Source organism: Aeromonas sp. QDB11, from assembly GCF_027705265.1.
Classification (GTDB): domain Bacteria; phylum Pseudomonadota; class Gammaproteobacteria; order Enterobacterales; family Aeromonadaceae; genus Aeromonas; species Aeromonas allosaccharophila.
This window is the reverse complement of sequence record NZ_JAPDBM010000057.1, coordinates 12751-30276: the sequence shown is the minus strand read 5'-3', so window position 1 is coordinate 30276 and position 17526 is coordinate 12751. Positions and strand designations below refer to the sequence as shown.

4 protein-coding genes and 1 pseudogene are annotated in these 17526 nt (G+C 57.9%); all 5 read left to right on the top strand.

Annotated features, from left to right (window positions below):
* Positions 1-221: 221 nt before the first annotated feature.
* The 5 genes and pseudogenes from OKC40_RS17075 (at position 222) to OKC40_RS17050 (ending at position 17456) form a co-directional block, all read left to right on the top strand.
* Complete coding sequence (locus OKC40_RS17075) at positions 222-5420, top strand: RecQ family ATP-dependent DNA helicase (RefSeq protein WP_270796138.1); 5199 nt, start codon at positions 222-224, stop codon at positions 5418-5420.
* 148 nt (positions 5421-5568) lie between these two features.
* A pseudogene (locus OKC40_RS22990) lies at positions 5569-9813 on the top strand (ATP-binding protein).
* The gene (locus OKC40_RS17060) at positions 9806-11017 is read left to right on the top strand and encodes an EAL domain-containing response regulator (RefSeq protein ID WP_270796132.1); all 1212 of its coding nucleotides are present in this window, start codon (positions 9806-9808) and stop codon (positions 11015-11017) included. Before OKC40_RS22990 ends, OKC40_RS17060 begins: the two are co-directional and overlap by 8 nt.
* Positions 11018-11541: 524 nt before the next feature.
* On the top strand, positions 11542-15708 hold the full coding sequence (gene fdhF, locus OKC40_RS17055) for a formate dehydrogenase subunit alpha (protein WP_270796130.1): 4167 nt from the start codon (positions 11542-11544) through the stop codon (positions 15706-15708).
* A gap of 335 nt (positions 15709-16043) precedes the next feature.
* On the top strand, positions 16044-17456 hold the full coding sequence (locus tag OKC40_RS17050) for a DUF2252 domain-containing protein (RefSeq protein ID WP_270796128.1): 1413 nt from the start codon (positions 16044-16046) through the stop codon (positions 17454-17456).
* The last annotated feature ends 70 nt before the right edge of the window (positions 17457-17526 follow it).

The window sequence follows — 17526 nt, the reverse complement described above, 5'->3', positions numbered from 1 at the left end:
CGCTGACGGGTCATAACACCTCCAATAGTTGCCTCATTTTAAGGCTGTGAGGTGTCTAGGGAACTGGGGGCGATTCACCAGGCCTTGACCCAAAGAACTGCGACAAGAGGGTTCTGAATGATGCTACAGCGCAACAATTCGGGTAATATTTAGCCAACACACTGATCTCTCGGCACTTATTATCGCTATGAGAGGTCAACGCCAGATGGAGATGGCTATTGATGAACTCGACTGATGTCGTGGCCCTGTTTGGGGATGACAAGATTCTTTCTTTTGACCTTGAACTGACCCGGGATGAAAAACTCCGTCATCTGGGTGCCCTCCTGGCTGATCGTGAGCTCAATCTCAAGGGCCCGCAGGATCTTTCCATCAAGGCGTTAAATGCGCTGGCACAAGAGGCTGATGTGGTCCTTGGCCACAATATTCTCGATTTTGATCTCCCCTGGTTGGCAAAACAGACTATACGCCCCCAGTTGCTTCTCGAAAAACCGGTAATAGATACCCTCTATCTATCCCCCCTTGCCTTTCCCAAAAACCCCTATCACCGCTTGGTCAAGGATTACAAACTGGTTCGGGATACCCTCAATGATCCGGTCGCTGATGCAAGGCTCGCCTTGCAGATCTTCTCGGAACAGTTGATAGCACTGCAAGCCTTGCCCCTGCCCCAATTGCAGCTTTATCAACACCTGTTCAGCCAGGGAGTCATGGCGCAATTTAACACTCAGGGTCTGTCACTGGTGTTTGCCAGACTGACAGGCCGCCCGCCAGTACGAGTCTCTGAGCTACCCACTCTGATCAAGAGCATTGCCCATGAGAAGGCTTGCCCCAATCAGCTCAACCGGGTGATTGGCGATGCCCTGCGTCAACCTATGCTGCTGTTACCGTTGGCTTATGCCTGCGCCTGGTTGCCCGTGTCCGGCGGAAACTCCGTGTTACCGCCCTGGATTTGGCGCCGCTTCCCCCAGACAGCAGAGATCATTCACACAGTTCGCGAGCGTCACTGTGGTCATGCCGACTGCAGCTATTGTCAGGAGAACCACGACGCACGCCGCCATCTGCAGCGTATCTTCGAGCTCGACAACTTCCGCAACCTGCCTGATGGGACGCCGTTGCAAAAGACCTTGGTCGAGGAGGCCATGGCTGGTGTGGCACTGCTCGGCATACTCCCCACCAGCGGCGGCAAGTCGCTCTGCTACCAACTCCCTGCACTGGTGCGCAACCAGCGCAGTGGCGCGCTCACGGTCGTGATCTCCCCCCTGCAGGCACTGATGAAGGATCAGGTGGACAACCTTAAATACAAGGCCGGTATCGAAGGGGTTGCCGCCATCTCGGGGCTGCTGACGCTACCAGAGCGAGGCGCGATTCTTGAGCAGATCCGCATGGGGGATATCGCCCTGCTCTATATCTCCCCCGAGCAGCTTCGTAACCGCACTGTCAAACAAGCAATACGACAACGTCAGATCGGTGGCTGGGTATTTGACGAAGCGCACTGCCTGTCGAAATGGGGACATGATTTTCGCCCTGACTATCTCTACTGCGCCAAGGCCATCGCCACCATTGCCAACGAGCAGCAGGTCCCCATGCCTCCTGTCTTCTGCTATACCGCCACTGCCAAGCCGGATGTGATTGAGGATATCTGCGCACAGTTTCTCGACAAGCAGCCCCGACCGCTTCGCAGACTGGAAGGGGGGGTTGAACGTACCAACCTCGAATATGCCGTCGTTGAGTGCCCAGGCCTCAATAAACAGGGCCATATCCTCAACCTGCTCGAGCAGTTCTTTGGCGGGGAGAAGCCCGGCTCCTGCGTTATCTACTGCGCAACCAAGCGTAGCGTGGACGAGCTGGCTGATTTCCTCGGCCAGCAACAATCCCTCACCGTCGCGCGCTTTTACGCCCGAATGGACAGTGCCCAAAAGAAAGCAACCCTCGAACAATTTATCAGTGGCGAGATCCGGGTCATCTGCGCGACTAATGCCTTTGGGATGGGCATCGACAAGGATGATGTGCGTCTGGTCATTCATGCCGATATCCCCGGCTCGCTCGAGAACTATTTGCAAGAAGCGGGGCGAGCGGGCCGCGATACAGAGCAAGCCCACTGCGTGCTGCTGTTTGATGCACAAGACATCGAGAAACAGTTCCAGCTCGAGGCCATGAGTGAGGTCAGCCTGCGCGATATCAAACAGATCCTGCGCGGAATAAGACTCCGGGCCAGCAAAGGAGGCAAGCAGGAGAACAACCCGCCACTGGTCGCAACCAGCGCAGAGCTCATCAACCAGCCAGAGGTGGAAACCAGCTTCGCTGCCGATGACAACAATGCGGATACCAAGGTCAAGACAGCTATCGCCTGGCTCGAGCGAGCTGGCTATCTGGAGCGCAGCGACAACATCACTCAGGTATTTCAGGGGCGCCCCCTGTTTGCGTCCACCGAGGAGGCGATGAAAAGGGTAGACAGTCTGAAACTGGCTCCCAAGGCCAACGCCATCTGGCAAGCTGTTATCCAGGCGCTGATGAGTGCTGCCGATGATGATGGTCTCAGTGCCGATACCATTGCCGAAGAGGCAGGCCAATACATGGCGGACCAAGGAAGTGGTGTTCAGGCTAGCGAAGTGATGCGGGTACTCACCCAAATGGCGGATGTAGGTCTGCTCTCTCAGGGGATGTTACTGACTACCTGGCTTCGCCCCAAAGGAAGAGACAACGCCCGGGTGCTCTGCGGGCAAGTGCACAGTATTGAAAAGGCGATGCTGGACACCTTGCGTGAACAAGAACCCGAACCTGATACAGGGCAAGGTCTGATCTTTAACATTCGACTGGTCAATCAGGCCATCAAAGATCTGGGGCATGAACGGAGTAACCCTGGCTTGCTGCGCAATTTGCTGACCAGCTGGTCCCAAGATGGTCGCTCGGGGGGCGAGAAAGGCTCCATTGATGTCAAATATCTCTCTCGGGATCTCTACCAACTCACCTTCAACCGTACCTGGTCCCAGATTGAGCAGACGATTGATCAACGCCATCGCGTCACAGGTGCCACCCTCGATTTTCTCTACACCCTGTTGGCAAGCAGCGAAGAGAGTGTCCAGCGCCAGGTAATGCTGTCGTTTGCCCTGGAACAACTGGTCAAATACCTGCGAGAAGACATGGATGTGGCTCAGCTCATGAACAAGCGGGAGGCAAGCAGCCAGCAGGAGTGGCTGCTCAAAGGGGCCGAGCGGGCACTGCTCTACCTGCATGAGCAACACGCCATCGTGCTGCAAAATGGTCTCGCCGTGTTCCGTAGCGCCATGACCCTCACGCTGACGGCGGAGCGGCAGCAGCAATACAACAAAGCAGACTATCAGCCGCTTGAGCATCACTATCGCCAGAAGGTGATTCAGATCCATGTGATGAATGAATACGCCCGCATCAGTCTGGAACACTTCAAGCAAGCCAAAAAGCTGGTGACAGACTACTTCTCCATGGAAGCTGACAAGTTCCTCGGTCACTACTTCAAAGGGCGCAACAAGATCCTGGAGCTGGCGACCAGCGAACACTCCTGGAAACGCATCGTCGAAGATCTTCACAACCGGGCGCAGGAGCAGATCGTCCAGGCACCACCCGAGCAAAACTTGCTGGTACTGGCAGGCCCGGGTTCAGGCAAGAGCAAAGTGATTATCCACCGCTGCGCCTACCTGATGCGGGTCAAGCAAGTCGCACCATCCAGGATCATGTTGCTCTGTTACAACCATAATGCGGCGATGTCCCTGCGCCGACGCCTGACCGAACTGCTGGGGCGTGACGGAGCAAGGGTCTCGGTATTCACCTTTCACGGTCTTGCGATGAGCCTGACAGGTAATGCGGTGCAAAATCGGACATCCGACGATATCGACTTTACCACCATCATTGATGACGCTATCAAGCTGCTCCGGGGAGAGCAGAGCCAGCTCGGTCTCGAACTGGAAGAGCAGCGGGAAAAGCTGTTGGGGGGTCTGCAATTCCTGCTCGTCGACGAATACCAGGATATTGACGAGCAGCAGTACCAACTTATCGCTGCACTGGTTGGCAAAAGCGAAGAGGATGAAGATGCGCGCCTGCACCTGATGGCGGTGGGCGATGACGACCAGTCTATCTACGCCTTTCGCGAAGCGAACGTCAGCTTTATCCGTCGCTTCGAGCAAGATTACAACGCCCAGACGCATTACCTGACCTGGAACTACCGCTCAACACACCACATCATCGAAGCAGCTAACAAGCTGATAGAACACAATCTGGATCGCATGAAAAGTTCGCACCCCATTGTGATCGATGAGCGGCGCAAGATGGAGGTACCAGGTGGCGCTTGGGAAGGGCTGGAGACGGCGCGCGGCAAGGTCATCGTCCAATCCTGCACTGACGCGGCCCAACAGGCCGCTGAGATCGTCAGACACATTACGCTTATTCATGAAAAAGATCCGACCTGCCCACTGGAGTCGATCGCTGTACTGGCTCGCAATGGGCTGGATAAAGAAGAGCTGGCTTGGGTACGTTCAGCGCTCGCTGACGCTTCTATTCCCTGCAGATTTACCCTGGACCGAGAGCATGGCTTCCCGATCCATCGCTGTCGCGAGATCTTGCGTTACCAGAACTGGTTACATCAACAAGGCCACGCACTCCTGACAGCGCAACAACTGGCCGCTCCCCTCCCTCCCCTTGATCAAGCAAACCGCTGGGAGGTCTTGCTGTACGATCTGATTACCCAATGGCAGGAGAGTCAGGGAGAGCAAGCGCTGTCAGCGCACTATTTCCTGCAGTTCCTTTACGAATACCTGAGCGAACAGCGACGTCAGATCCGCTTTGGCAAGGGTGTGCTCCTCAGCACGGTGCATGGCGTTAAAGGGGAAGAGTATCGCCATGTGTTGATCCTTGATGGCGGATGGCAACGCTGCGCAGAAAGCGCTGCGAACAACATCGAGGAAGAGCGGCGACTCTTCTATGTTGCGATGACCCGAGCAATCCAACGGTTAGTGGTTATGTCCCGCACTGACCAGCGGCATCCCCACCTCCCTCTCATTACCAAACGTTGTTACAACGAGTCGCTCCAGGCCTGCGCCCCTGCACGGCTGCGCCGTTTTGCCATCATGGGAATGCGCCAACTGGATATCGGTTATGCCGGACGTAGCAACGAAAACCACCCGATACACAAGAATCTGCGGCAATTACACGTCGGGGACGCTGTACGTATCGATCTCGACAAGCTTCAGAAACTTCATGTTTTCCATGGGCAAACGTCCGTAGCTCGTCTCTCCCAGAGTGCTCATCAGATCTGGCTGAACCAGTTTGCCACTATCCGGCATGCCAACGTCATCGCCATGATTGAGCGGAGCAAAGAGCAGGAAGACGATGCCTACCAGGAGCAAGTTCGAAGTGAGCGGTGGGAACTCCCCATTATCGAGCTGGAGTTATAACGGTCTGGACGAAGAGTGCTCTATCACTCCCCCCCTGGATCGTCACAACAACGGCATCATGTCGCAGATCAATATTGAGTAAATTGATGTTGGCTGCTGCATTTTAAAGCACTTACAATACGCGACCAATTTCCGTTGGATTCCTTTGATGCTCAGCCAATGTAATCGTCTATTCCTGTGTCTCCTGCTACAACTCTGGTGCGCGCTGGCGCAAGCCAATACCAGCCTTAACGAAGACGAATTCGATCTGTCTGAACGCGCCTGGCTCTCCTCACACCGGGAGCTGAGCATCGGCATGCCGATGATGGGGGATCCACCCTACAGCTATAAAGATGCCGATCAACGCTTTACCGGACCGGTACCGAATATTGCGCAGCAGATCGCCAGAAAACTCGGTCTGACCCTGCGCTACAAGGTCTATCCCTCCTACACCAGCGCCCTGAACGGGCTGCTCTACGGTGAAATAAACATGCTGATCAATGATCAGCCGGACGAGCAGTGGCAGCAGGATATTGTGTCCATCCCTTTTCTGCTCGCCACGCCACGCGGGGTATTGCTCAACAATGGCAAGACAGGGCTGTCACAACAGGATGCCCATGCCTTGCGCTGGATCTGTGTCGCAGGTGTCAGCTCTTGCCAGCAGTTGAAACAGCTGGGAGTACCGCACGTTGCCGAGGTCGAGAGTCGCAACGAGGCGGCCTTTATGCTCAAGCAGCACCAGGCCGACGCCTATCTGGCCGATATGCCCTCACTGGTGATGCTGCAAGAGCAGCATCCCGCGGCAGGCTTCACGATTGCCAGCCCGGACTGGGTGAGCGCGACATCCCTCTCCATCAATATGAGCCGGAGCAACTCGGCACAGGTCAGTCTGGTCACCAAGGCCTTCAACGAGATTCCGGTTGAAGATCGCCGCCTTATGCTGAAAGCAGCAACAGCGCACAAGAATTCTGACCCCGAAGAGATTAAATCGAACCAATTTACCGCCGAGGAGCAGCAGTGGATCAGCAAGCATGGCATGCTGACCTACAGCGTGTTCCCTGACTGGATATCGATGAGCGAGTTCAATTATCGTGGCCAGCTGGTCGGTTTTGTCGCAGAGCTGATGGAATTGATGCGTCAATACTCCGGGCTGGAGTTCTCTCTGGTACGCACCCACAGCTGGAGTGAAGCCCTGAATTTACTCAAAGCGCGGCAGATTGATTTTATTCCCTCCATAACGCCAAGCGTCGAACGTAACCAGTTTGCGCTGTTTACCCCCAACTATCTGTTTGTCGATCGGGTGGTCATTGGCACCAAACGCAGCGCCGATTTAACCGATATATCCCACTTACGGGGAAAACGTGTCGGCATGGTGCATGGCTCGGTAGATAAAGAACTGCTGTCCAGCATCGGAGCCCACCCGATTCAGGTCAACAATGACAACCGCTTGCTGGAGCTGCTGGATCATGGCGATGCGGATTACGTCCTGTTAACCATGCCCTCACTGAACAAGCGAGTCAGCGAGCACTATCAGATTGTCTATGCCGGCAAAGACCTGCGCCTGCCGATAGCCATGGCCACTCGACCAGATCCCATGTTGCAGCGGATCCTCACCAAGGTGCTCTATTCCATTCCACCGGAAGAGCTCGACAAGTTGGAAAAACGCTGGCTCTCCACAAACGTGCAAACCGGTATCAATGCCGAAACCGTGCTGCTCTGGTTCGCCATTGTCGGTGCTGCCGCCGCCCTGTTGTTTGCCCTGTTCTGGGCATGGAACCGCACCCTGCAACAGGAAATCATGCAACGTCACAGAGTAGAGAAAAAGCTCAACGAACAGCTGGTATTCGTCCAGACCCTGCTCGACTCCCTGCCCAACATGGTGGCCTTGCGGGATCGCCAGCATCACCTGACCCTCTGCAACCGGGCATATCGCGAGCTGTTTATCGGTGACAGCTCAGCAGGCGATGGCTGAGGCTATATGACCGAGGACGAGCGGCAACAGATGCTACGTGAAGAGCGGACGGTCTGGGAGAGCGGCGAGATATTCGAGGGGACTGGTTATACCCAGCGGGAGGATGAAGTCCCCCTGCATGTGGTTTACGTCAAACTGCCATACCGGGCACCGGACGGTTCTATTCAAGGGGTACTGACGGTATTGACTGATGTCAGCGCCCTCAAAGCTGCCGAGGACAAGATCCGGGAAGTGGAAGCGCGATTGCGTGATATCACCGACAGCATGCCGGGGGTCGTCTATCAATATCTCTGGCAGGAGGCTGGCAAGGGACAGTTTCTCTACCTGTCTCAGGGGGCAAGCAACATTCTGGGAATGTCACGGAAAATGTTGCAGGCATCAGAATCCGGCGGGGCCATCTTCGGACTCAATGATCAGGCTCACAAGGTTTTTGTTGACGAAGTAGCACGCCATGCCCGCGCCCTTGAGCCGCTGGATATGGAGGTACAGGTGCCCTCGGAGCAAGGGGAGCGCTATTTGCAAGTGCGTGGCAACTTTGTACCGCAAGCCAATGGTCATCGGCTGCTTAACGGGGTCGTACAGGACATCACCACCCTCAAACAACAGGAACATGCACTGCGTGAGGCGCGTGCCGCGGCCGAACAGGCGATGCAGGCGCGCAGCCGCTTTCTGGCGACCATGAGCCACGAGTTGAGAACTCCCATCTCGGGCATGCACGGTATGCTGGAGCTGCTGCGCATGAGCGAGCTCAATGATGATCAGCGCTATCTGCTGCGCAATGTGGAGAGCTCGGCCAACAACCTGCTCTATCTGGTCAACGATATCCTCGACTTCTCCAAAATCGAGGCGGGCCAACTTCATCTCAACTATCAATCCTGCCGTCTGCAATCAGTCATTTGCGACGTGATCCGCGGCCATGCGACGCGCGCCTACAGCAAGGGGCTGAAGGTCACGATCCTGTGGGAAGAGACACTCCCCGATCTGGCCGACATCGATCCGGTCAGAGTGGGCCAAGTTGTCTCCAATCTGCTCAACAACGCGGTGAAATTCACCGAACAGGGCGCCATCTCGATCCAGGCCAGTTATCACGACCAGCAGCTGCTCATCGCGGTGACAGATACCGGCATCGGCATCGCCAAAGAGAAACTATCGCGGCTTTTTACCCCGTTCGAACAGGTGGAATCCGATATCAGTCGTCGCTTTGGCGGTACCGGGCTGGGTCTGGCCATTTGTGATCAGCTGGTGAGGAAAATGGGGGGCTCGCTAACGGTCAACAGCCAAGCCGGTGAGGGCTCCTGTTTTCGTTTTGCCATCCCACTGACCCATTGCCAGTGGGCCCCCCCAGCCCTGGCTGGCAGCAAATGGTGGTGGCTCGGCGAGGATGCAAGCGTGCAGAGCATCATGAAGCGACTGGGAGCCACATTAATACCGCTGGATGTAAGCCAGATCACCGAACAGTTGAGCGGGTTACTGCTGGCTGAAGAGTCCGTGCTGGAAGCGGCATTGGGGAACGAATGGCACACCTTGCTGCAATCCGGCCCCCTCAAGGGGGTCGTGCTCTCCCCGCGCGAAGCATTGCGTGGGCGAATGGGCTCGGAAAACTGGTGGCGGCTCGGCCAATCCCCCCTCTATCCGGATCTGCTGCTCGAAAGCTGCCGCGAGCTGATCACCGGACGGGCCGAGACCACCCATGCGGCCAGTATCGAAAAACTGGGCGGGCGGGTACTGGTCGCCGATGACCATCTGGTCAATCGGGCGCTGCTGACCCGTCAGCTGGCCATTCTGGGGGTGGAGTGCGAGGTGGTGGAGGATGGCGAGAAGGCGCTGCGCGCCTGGCAAACCCGGGATTTTGCCCTGCTGCTCACCGACTGCCATATGCCCGTGATGGATGGATACACCCTGACCCGCCGACTGCGGGAGCTAGGGGAGCAGGCCCCCATCATCGGCGTCACCGCCGATACCTCGGAGGAGGCTGCTGTCAATATGACAGCAGCTGGTATGAACGACATGCTGTGCAAACCCTATTCGCTGGATTCACTGCGCCAGATGTTGTTACGCTGGTTGCCGGCAACCACTACCTCTGAACTACCCCTGCCGGAGCTATCCATTAACCCCGACATGGTCGCGCGCTGGCAAGACCTGTTTGGCGATGAAACGATCGCCAAAAACATGGCAAGAGAGTATCTGGCCTCCAACTACAAAGATTGCCGCGCCATGATGAGTGCACTCTCCTCCGGTGATAGCCAGGAGATGGTGGAGATTGCCCATCGCATCAAGGGGGCAGCCAGAATGATTGGCGAACAACAGCTGGCAGAGCAGGCAGCACAACTGGAATCTGCAGCCCGCCTCAAGCAGTTGAGCGAACTCGAACTGCTGACACAGGGGGTTGAGGAACAGATGAACAATATTGAACGTGACATGGGATTATGGCTCGATGAGTAAGACGGCAGATGAATTGGTCATCATGGTGGTTGAGGATCATGCCTTTCAACGCAAGACCCTGATGCACCAGATCCGGGTGCTCGGTTATCAGCAACTGCTGGAGGCCGCAGACGGCATCGAAGCGCTGGCGCTGTGCCAGAACCACACCGTCGATATCCTGTTCTGCGATCTGCGGATGCCCGGCATGGATGGCATGGCGCTGCTGCGCCGCCTCTCGCTGGGGGGCTTTCGCGGCGGTATAATCCTCTCCAGCGCACTGGAAGATGATGTGGTGGATGCCGTGCTGCGCATGAGCGCGGCCTATGGGCTCCATGTGCTGGGCCGGATCGACAAGCCATCGAGTCAGCAGCAGTTACGACAATTGATAGACTCATGGGCACCCAAATCAGCCCCGTCCGGCAAGGAGGATGGCCTCATCCTCTCGGTTGACGAGCTCAAGCGTGCCCTCGATAACGACCAGCTGCTGCCCTGGTATCAACCCAAGGTCGGCTTTGCGTCCGGCCAATGGGTAGGGATGGAGGCGCTGGCCCGCTGGCAGCATCCGGAATATGGGCTGATCTCACCCGGTATGTTTATCCCGCTGGCGGAAAACAACGGCCTCATCGATCAACTAACCGATGTCATCATCAACAAGTCGTTGCAGGATTGCCATCTGTGGGAGCAGACCGGTCTCTCCCTCAATCTGTCGATGAACCTCTCTACCACCTCGCTGATTGAGGGGGATCTCTGCCACTTCCTGCTCAACCAGTGCCAACGCTGGGGCATCAATCCCGAGTTGATCACCCTGGAGGTGACCGAAAGCTCGTTTGTCGAGGATATAGGCAAGGCGCTGGAGGTGCTGACCCGGCTGCGGATGCACGGCTTTGGCCTCTCCATCGATGACTTCGGTACCGGCTACTCCTCGATGCAACAGCTGGCACTGCTGCCCTTTACCGAGCTCAAACTTGACCGCTCGTTTGTCGATCGCTGCTATGCCGATCCCTCCCGTCTGGCCATCATCGAATCGAGCATCGAGCTGGCCCGCAAACTTGGGCTCAAGTCGGTTGCCGAAGGGGTGGAGGATGTCGAGACCTGGCTGCTGCTGGCCAAGCTGGGGTGCGATATCTGTCAGGGCTTCTTCACTGCCCGCCCGATGCCACGCAGCGAACTGCAGCACTGGCACCAGCTCTGGCAAGCCCGGCTGCCCACCCTGATACCCGGCTGACCTCCCGCTACCGTATCCTTCGGGCCAACAGAGTGCCAACCGGCAACGTGAATGGCCACCTCGCAAGAGGTGGCCATTATCTTTGTGTAGGGCTCGCCACCCGCTTTCATGTCTGCCACACCCTCCAGCAACCTGCTACCCAGTCCCTTTGCTCTGCACTCGCCGTTGCCTTCATCCGTGCAACCATTTATGCAAAATAAATTGCATCATAAATGGTGCTACTGGCGAATTGAACCCACAGTGGGCGCGATCAGTCTCTCTTGAGCAACATGCATGAAATAGCAATAACACAATGAATAACCTGCTTTAACAGGAATAATTCTCAACGGTGCGCCGTGCCGATGAGGTAGACAAGACAATCTGAAATCGTTTTCTTTTTTGGGCAATAAGCTGTCTAAAATCAAATAAAGTTGTAAATAATCTTTGTTATTGTGAGCGTATAGCAAGCGGCCTCCCTGTCGCTTCCCCTGCTGGCTCCGCCAGATGCAGCATTTTCTGCGCCTTGAAAGCGAGTTTATGACGCCATGATCACCATCACTCTCGATGGGGCTCAGTTGACGGTTGACCCGACCAGAACCCTGCTCCAGATAGCCAAACAGCACCAGATCGATATTCCCTCCCTGTGCGGTGACAACACCAGCGTCCCCAAGACGCCGTGCGATCTCTGCGTGGTCGAGATTGCCGGTCTCGGCATCCGCCGCGCCTGCGAGACACGCCCCGAGGCCGGGATGATGGTCACGACGCACAGCGATGCCCTGCGCGCGCACCGCCAGCAGGCGCTCGGCCGCATCCTTTCGGATCACTACGCCGATTGCGAAGCCCCCTGCCAACGGGCCTGTCCGGCCGGGGTGGACATTCAATCCTATCTGCATCACATCGCGATGGGAGAGCACGAGGCGGCAATGGCCGTTATCAAGCAGACCCTGCCGATGCCCCTCTCCATCGGCCGGGTTTGCCCCGCATTCTGTGAGGCGGAGTGCCGCCGCGCGCTGGTGGATGAACCGCTGGCCATTCGCCAGCTCAAGCGCCACGCCGCCGATCTCGATCTGGCCGAGGCGGCCCCTTATCAACCGGCAAAGAAGCCCGCCAAGGGCAAGCGGGTTGCCATTATCGGCAGCGGCCCGGGCGGCCTCACCTGCGGTTACTATCTGGGTTACGAGGGGTTCGAGGTCGATCTGTTCGAGGCGATGCCCGAAGCGGGTGGCTGGCTGCGCTACGGCATCCCCGAATACCGGCTGCCCAAGGCGATCCTCGATCAGGAGATCGCGCTGATGTGCCAAAGTGGCATGCGGATCCACACCAAGCAGCGACTGGGCCACCAGATCACCCTCTCGGCGCTGTGCCGCGACTATGATGCGGTCTGTCTGGCAGTCGGCGCCTCCAAGGCGGTGCCGATGGATTACCCGGGCAGCACTCTGGCCGGTTGCTATCTCGGGGTCGATTACCTCAAGGATCGGATGCTGGCCAAGCGGCTCACCACCGGCAAGAAAGTTGCGGTGATCGGCGGTGGCAACACGGCCATCGACTGCGCCCGCACGGCGGTCAGGCTTGGAGCAGAAACAACCCTTATCTATCGCCGCACCCGCGCCGAGATGCCTGCCGAAACGTACGAGATCGACGAGGCGGAGCAGGAAGGAGTCCGCTTTTTGATGCTGACCAATCCGGTGGAGAATCTGCCGGACAGTCGTGGTCGCGTCTGTCAGGTGCGCCTCGAGAAGATGGTCCTCGGCGAGCCGGACGCCTCTGGCCGTCGCCGCCCCGAGCCCACCGGCGAGTACCTCATTGAAGAGTTTGATACCGTGATTGCGGCGGTGTCGCAGCAGCCGGATCTCAGCTTTATGGAGGGGGAGTCTCTCACCCTCCCCTTCACCCGCTGGCAGACTTTAGAGTCCGATCCCGAGACCATGCACAGCGGCCACGGCAACCTGTTCGCCATCGGCGATCTGCGCCGTGGGCCCGCCACCGCCATCGAGGCGGTCGCCGATGGTCGCAAGGCCGCGCTGGCCATCGATCAGTTCCTCCATGGTGACATGATCGACCCGGTGCAGCCCTTCAACGCCTGCAAGGCTCCCACCCTCAAGCAGGTCGATCCCGCCCAGTTTGCTCACCTGAAAAAAGTCGCTCGCAGCATCATGCCTCATCTGGCAGATACCGAGCGGGATGGGAGCTTTGCCGAAGTGGAGCGTGGTTTGAGTGATGCCGATGCCCGCAGCGAAGCCAGCCGCTGCCTCGAGTGCGGCTGTCAGGCCAACACCGATTGTGCACTGCGCGACTACGCCACCGAATACAAGGTCGAGCAGAGCGCTCTCGATACCAGCCAGTGCCAGAAATTTGCCGTGGACAACAGCAGCGAATTTATCGTCTTTGATGCCAACCGCTGCATCGGCTGTGGCCAGTGCGTGCAGACCTGTGGTGAGCAGGCGGTGCAGGGCGTGCTGCGCTTTGCCAAGCACAGCGATGGCACCCTCTCGAACCGGCCGCAGTTCGACACGGGACTCTCGATGGGCGATTCCCACTGCGTACAGTGCGGCGCCTGCGTACAGGTCTGTCCCACCGGGGCCCTGGTGGATGCCCGCGACAAGTCGCAGGGGCGCACCGAACTGCTCACGCCGGTCAATACCATCTGTACCTACTGCGGGGTCGGCTGCGGTGTCACCCTCTACGTCGATGAGGCGCACAACCGCATCCGCTATGTGGAGGGGAACCGCAACTCACCGGTCAATCAGGGGCTGCTCTGCGTCAAGGGACGCTTCGGCTTTGACTTTATCCAGAGCGAGGAGCGCCTCACTACCCCGCTTATCCGCAAGGATGGCGAGCTGGTGCCCGCCAGCTGGCAAGAGGCCATCGCACTGGTCGCCGAGCGCTTCTCTGCCCTGCGCCAGCGCTATGGCAGCGATGCGCTGGCGGGTTTCTCTTCGGCCAAAACTACCAACGAAGAGAACTACCTGTTCCAGAAGTTCATGCGTCGGGAGCTGGGCACCAACAACCTGGATCACTGCGCGCGGCTCTGCCACGCCTCCACCGTCACCGGGCTGGAGGCGTCGCTCGGCAGCGGAGCCATGACCAATGACATCCCGAGCATCGATCACTCGGATCTCATCTTCATCATCGGCTCCGACACCTCGGCGGCCCACCCCATCATCGGCTCCCATATCAAGCGGGCAGTCACCACGGGCAAGGCGCGGTTGGTAGTAGCCGATCCCAAGCGGATCGAGATGGCCGACCATGCCAGCCTCTATCTGGCCCACCGCCCCGGCACCGACGTGATGCTGCTCAACGGCCTGATGCAGCAGATCATCCAGAACGACTGGCACGACAAGGCCTATATTGCCGCACGAGTAGAAGGGTTCGATGCGCTGCAAGCAGAGGTGCTCTCCCCGGCCTATGCACCGGACAAGGTGGCCCTCGTCACCGGCGTACCGGCCGAGCAGGTGATCGAGCTCGCTCGCCTCATCGGCACCGCCGAGCGCACTGCCGTCTACTACTCCATGGGGATCACCCAGCACACCACCGGCCACGACAACGTGCGGGCCATCGCCAACCTGCAACTACTGTGCGGCAACATCGGCATCGAAGGGGGCGGCATCAACCCGCTGCGAGGCCAATCCAACGTGCAAGGTGCCTGTGACATGGGGGCGCTGCCCAACTGCCTGCCAGGCTATCAGAAGGTGGCCAACCCCGAGGTACGTGCACGTTTCGCGGCCGCCTGGCAGCAGCCAGAGTTGCCGCGCACGCCCGGTCTGACCCTCACCGAGACCATAGATGCCGCCTGCGCGGGCAGTATCAAGGGGCTCTATGTGATGGGGGAAAACCCGGTGCTGAGCGATCCGGATCAGCATCATGTCATCGAGGGGCTCAAGCAGCTGGAGTTTCTGGTGGTGCAGGATATCTTCCTCTCCGAAACCGCCCAACTGGCCGATGTGGTCCTCCCCTCCTGCTCCTTTGCCGAGAAAAGCGGCCACTTCACCAACACCGAGCGGCGGGTGCAACGCATCTCCCCCGCCCTCAAGGCGCCGGGTGAAGCGCGGGAGGATTGGTGGATCATCCAGCAGATCGCCAACGCCATGGGCGGCGAGTGGCACTATCAACACCCGCAGGAGATCACAGCCGAGATCTGCCAAGTCACCCCGCAATACGCCGGCATCCAGTGGGACAAGGTGGAGGCGCAAGGGCTGCAGTGGCCCTGCAACGACGCGGCACCCGCAGGCACTCGCCTGCTCCACGGCAAGCAGTTCACCCGTGGCAAGGGGGAAATGGTCGCCACCCCGTTCCGCTATGCCGCCGAACTGCCCGACGAGACCTATCCCATCGTGCTCACCACCGGCCGCCTGCTGGAGCAGTTCCACACCGGCACCATGACCCGCAAGACCAAGGGGCTCGACAAGCTGGCTGGCCCGCGGGTGATGATGAGCGTGGTGGACGCCGAGCAAATGGGGATCAGCAACAGCGAGCGGGTGAAGGTCACCAGCCGCCGCGGCCATATCGAACTGCCCGCCTTCGTCACCAAACGGATGCAGCCGGGCGTGGTCTTTATCCCGTTCCACTTTGCCGAGGCCCCGGCTAACCGGCTCACCATCAATGCCACCGATCCCCACGCCAAAATCCCCGAGTTCAAGGTCGCAGCGGTGCGGATCGACAAGCTGACCAGCCCGATCCCCTCGGCACCACAGCCAGAGATGGAGATAGCCTGAGCGGAATAGGCAGCATCATCAGGCTGAGCCTGCGCAATAGTAATGAGCCATCCCTCGGGTGGCTCATTACGTTCACCAACACCGTCGGTCGGCAGATGGTCCCCAGCTCAAACAGCTACTGTTCCAGAGGCATTTGTATTGGCCTCACCACCCAAACCCCATCACATTTATCCAGAACTCCCTCATAAATCAGCGGGTATTGCCCGGAAGCATCTGCAATCAGATCTATCCTGAAATTGTCGCCATGTGATGCACACAGGGTCGTTCTGTTATGTCGCTGCAAGTTGTTCGCCGTTCCTTGAACGAAGGGCTTGCGATGTCGGGGGAGCATTCAAGTGGATAAGCGCAAAATCGAAAAAAAGGGCAAAAAAACGCCAGTTTCAAGCAATAAAATCACGGTGTTGTCTCCAGATCAGCGCAGGGCTCAAGGTAAAGCGCTGCGCGACAAGGTACCTCGCAGTACCCATGCGGGCTGGACATCGCCAGCCGATCGGCGCGACCCCATTGACATACTGATTGAATCCAATCGCGGCCGAGTGCCTGAACTGATCCCGATCCGTTTTGGCCGGATGCTCGAATCTCCGTTTGCCTTTTTCCGCGGATCGGCGGCCATCATGGCGGCCGATCTTGTTCATACCCCGGTGTCGGGCGTATTCGTGCAGGCCTGCGGTGATGCTCACCTGATGAATTTCGGTGGCGTTGCAACCCCGGAGCGTCAGATCAATTTTGATATCAACGACTTCGATGAAACCCTGCCAGCGCCATGGGAGTGGGATTTGAAGCGATTGGCAGCGAGCATCGTCATTGCTGCACGTCATCTTGAACTGTCGGAAAGCGCGGCCGCCAAGGCGACCAGGGCATCTGCCAGAGCCTATCGAGAGCGGATGATGGATTACTCGTCCATGCGTGCATTGGATATCTGGTATGACCGGGTAACCCTCGACGATGTATTGGCAGAAGCCCCCAATGAAGAGGTGCGCACGCGCATCATGAAACGTATTCAGAAAGCGCAGGAAAGCAGTTCATCCGAGGTTATTTTCCTGAAACTGGCCGAATTCGATGGTGAGCAACCACGGATCAAAGACAATCCCCCGCTCATATTCCATGTCGTTCAGGAAACTGGCGAAGGGTTCGATCATCAAGCAGCGCTGGCAACCTATCGCAACTCATTACCCGAACACATCAGACGGCTCTTTGATCGGTTCCAGCTATGCGATGTCGCAGCCAAAGTTGTCGGCGTGGGAAGCGTTGGCACCCGCTGCCTCGTCTCTTTGTTTATGGCCGCTGACAACGCCCCCTTATTTTTGCAGGTCAAGGAGGCTCGTCCATCCGTCCTCGAACCCTATGCAGGGAAAAGCCAGCATGCCAACCATGGCGAGCGCATTGTCGCAGGGCAACGGCTCATGCAAGCGGCAACCGACATCTTTCTCGGTTGGACCCTTGCCCAAAATGGCCAGCACTTTTATTTCAGGCAGCTCAGGGATGTCAAAATCAGCGCGATTATTGAGGGGTGGGATGCCGAACTACTGTCGATTTACGGCACCTTGTGCGCCAGGGTACTGGCTCGCGCCCATGCACGTTCGGGAGATGCCGGATTGATAGCCGGCTACATGGGCAGCAGTCAGTCGTTTGACGAGTCAATTTGTGAATTTGCCGTTGAGTATGCCGATCAGGTTCGCCGGGATTACCGCGAGTTCGTCAAGGCAGTCCACCAGGGGCGACTGGAGGCTCTGCACGATCCGGTGTAGCCAGTGGCGCATCGGCAAGCAGCTGACACACCAAGGCGCAGATTAGGTGAAACGGAGCACAACGGGCGTC

Coding starts and splice junctions, on each gene's coding strand:
- OKC40_RS17075 (WP_270796138.1), top strand. CDS start 222: ATGAACTCGACTGATGTCGTGGCCCTGTTTGGGGATGACAAGATTCTT.
- OKC40_RS17060 (WP_270796132.1), top strand. CDS start 9,806: ATGAGTAAGACGGCAGATGAATTGGTCATCATGGTGGTTGAGGATCAT.
- fdhF (WP_270796130.1), top strand. CDS start 11,542: ATGATCACCATCACTCTCGATGGGGCTCAGTTGACGGTTGACCCGACC.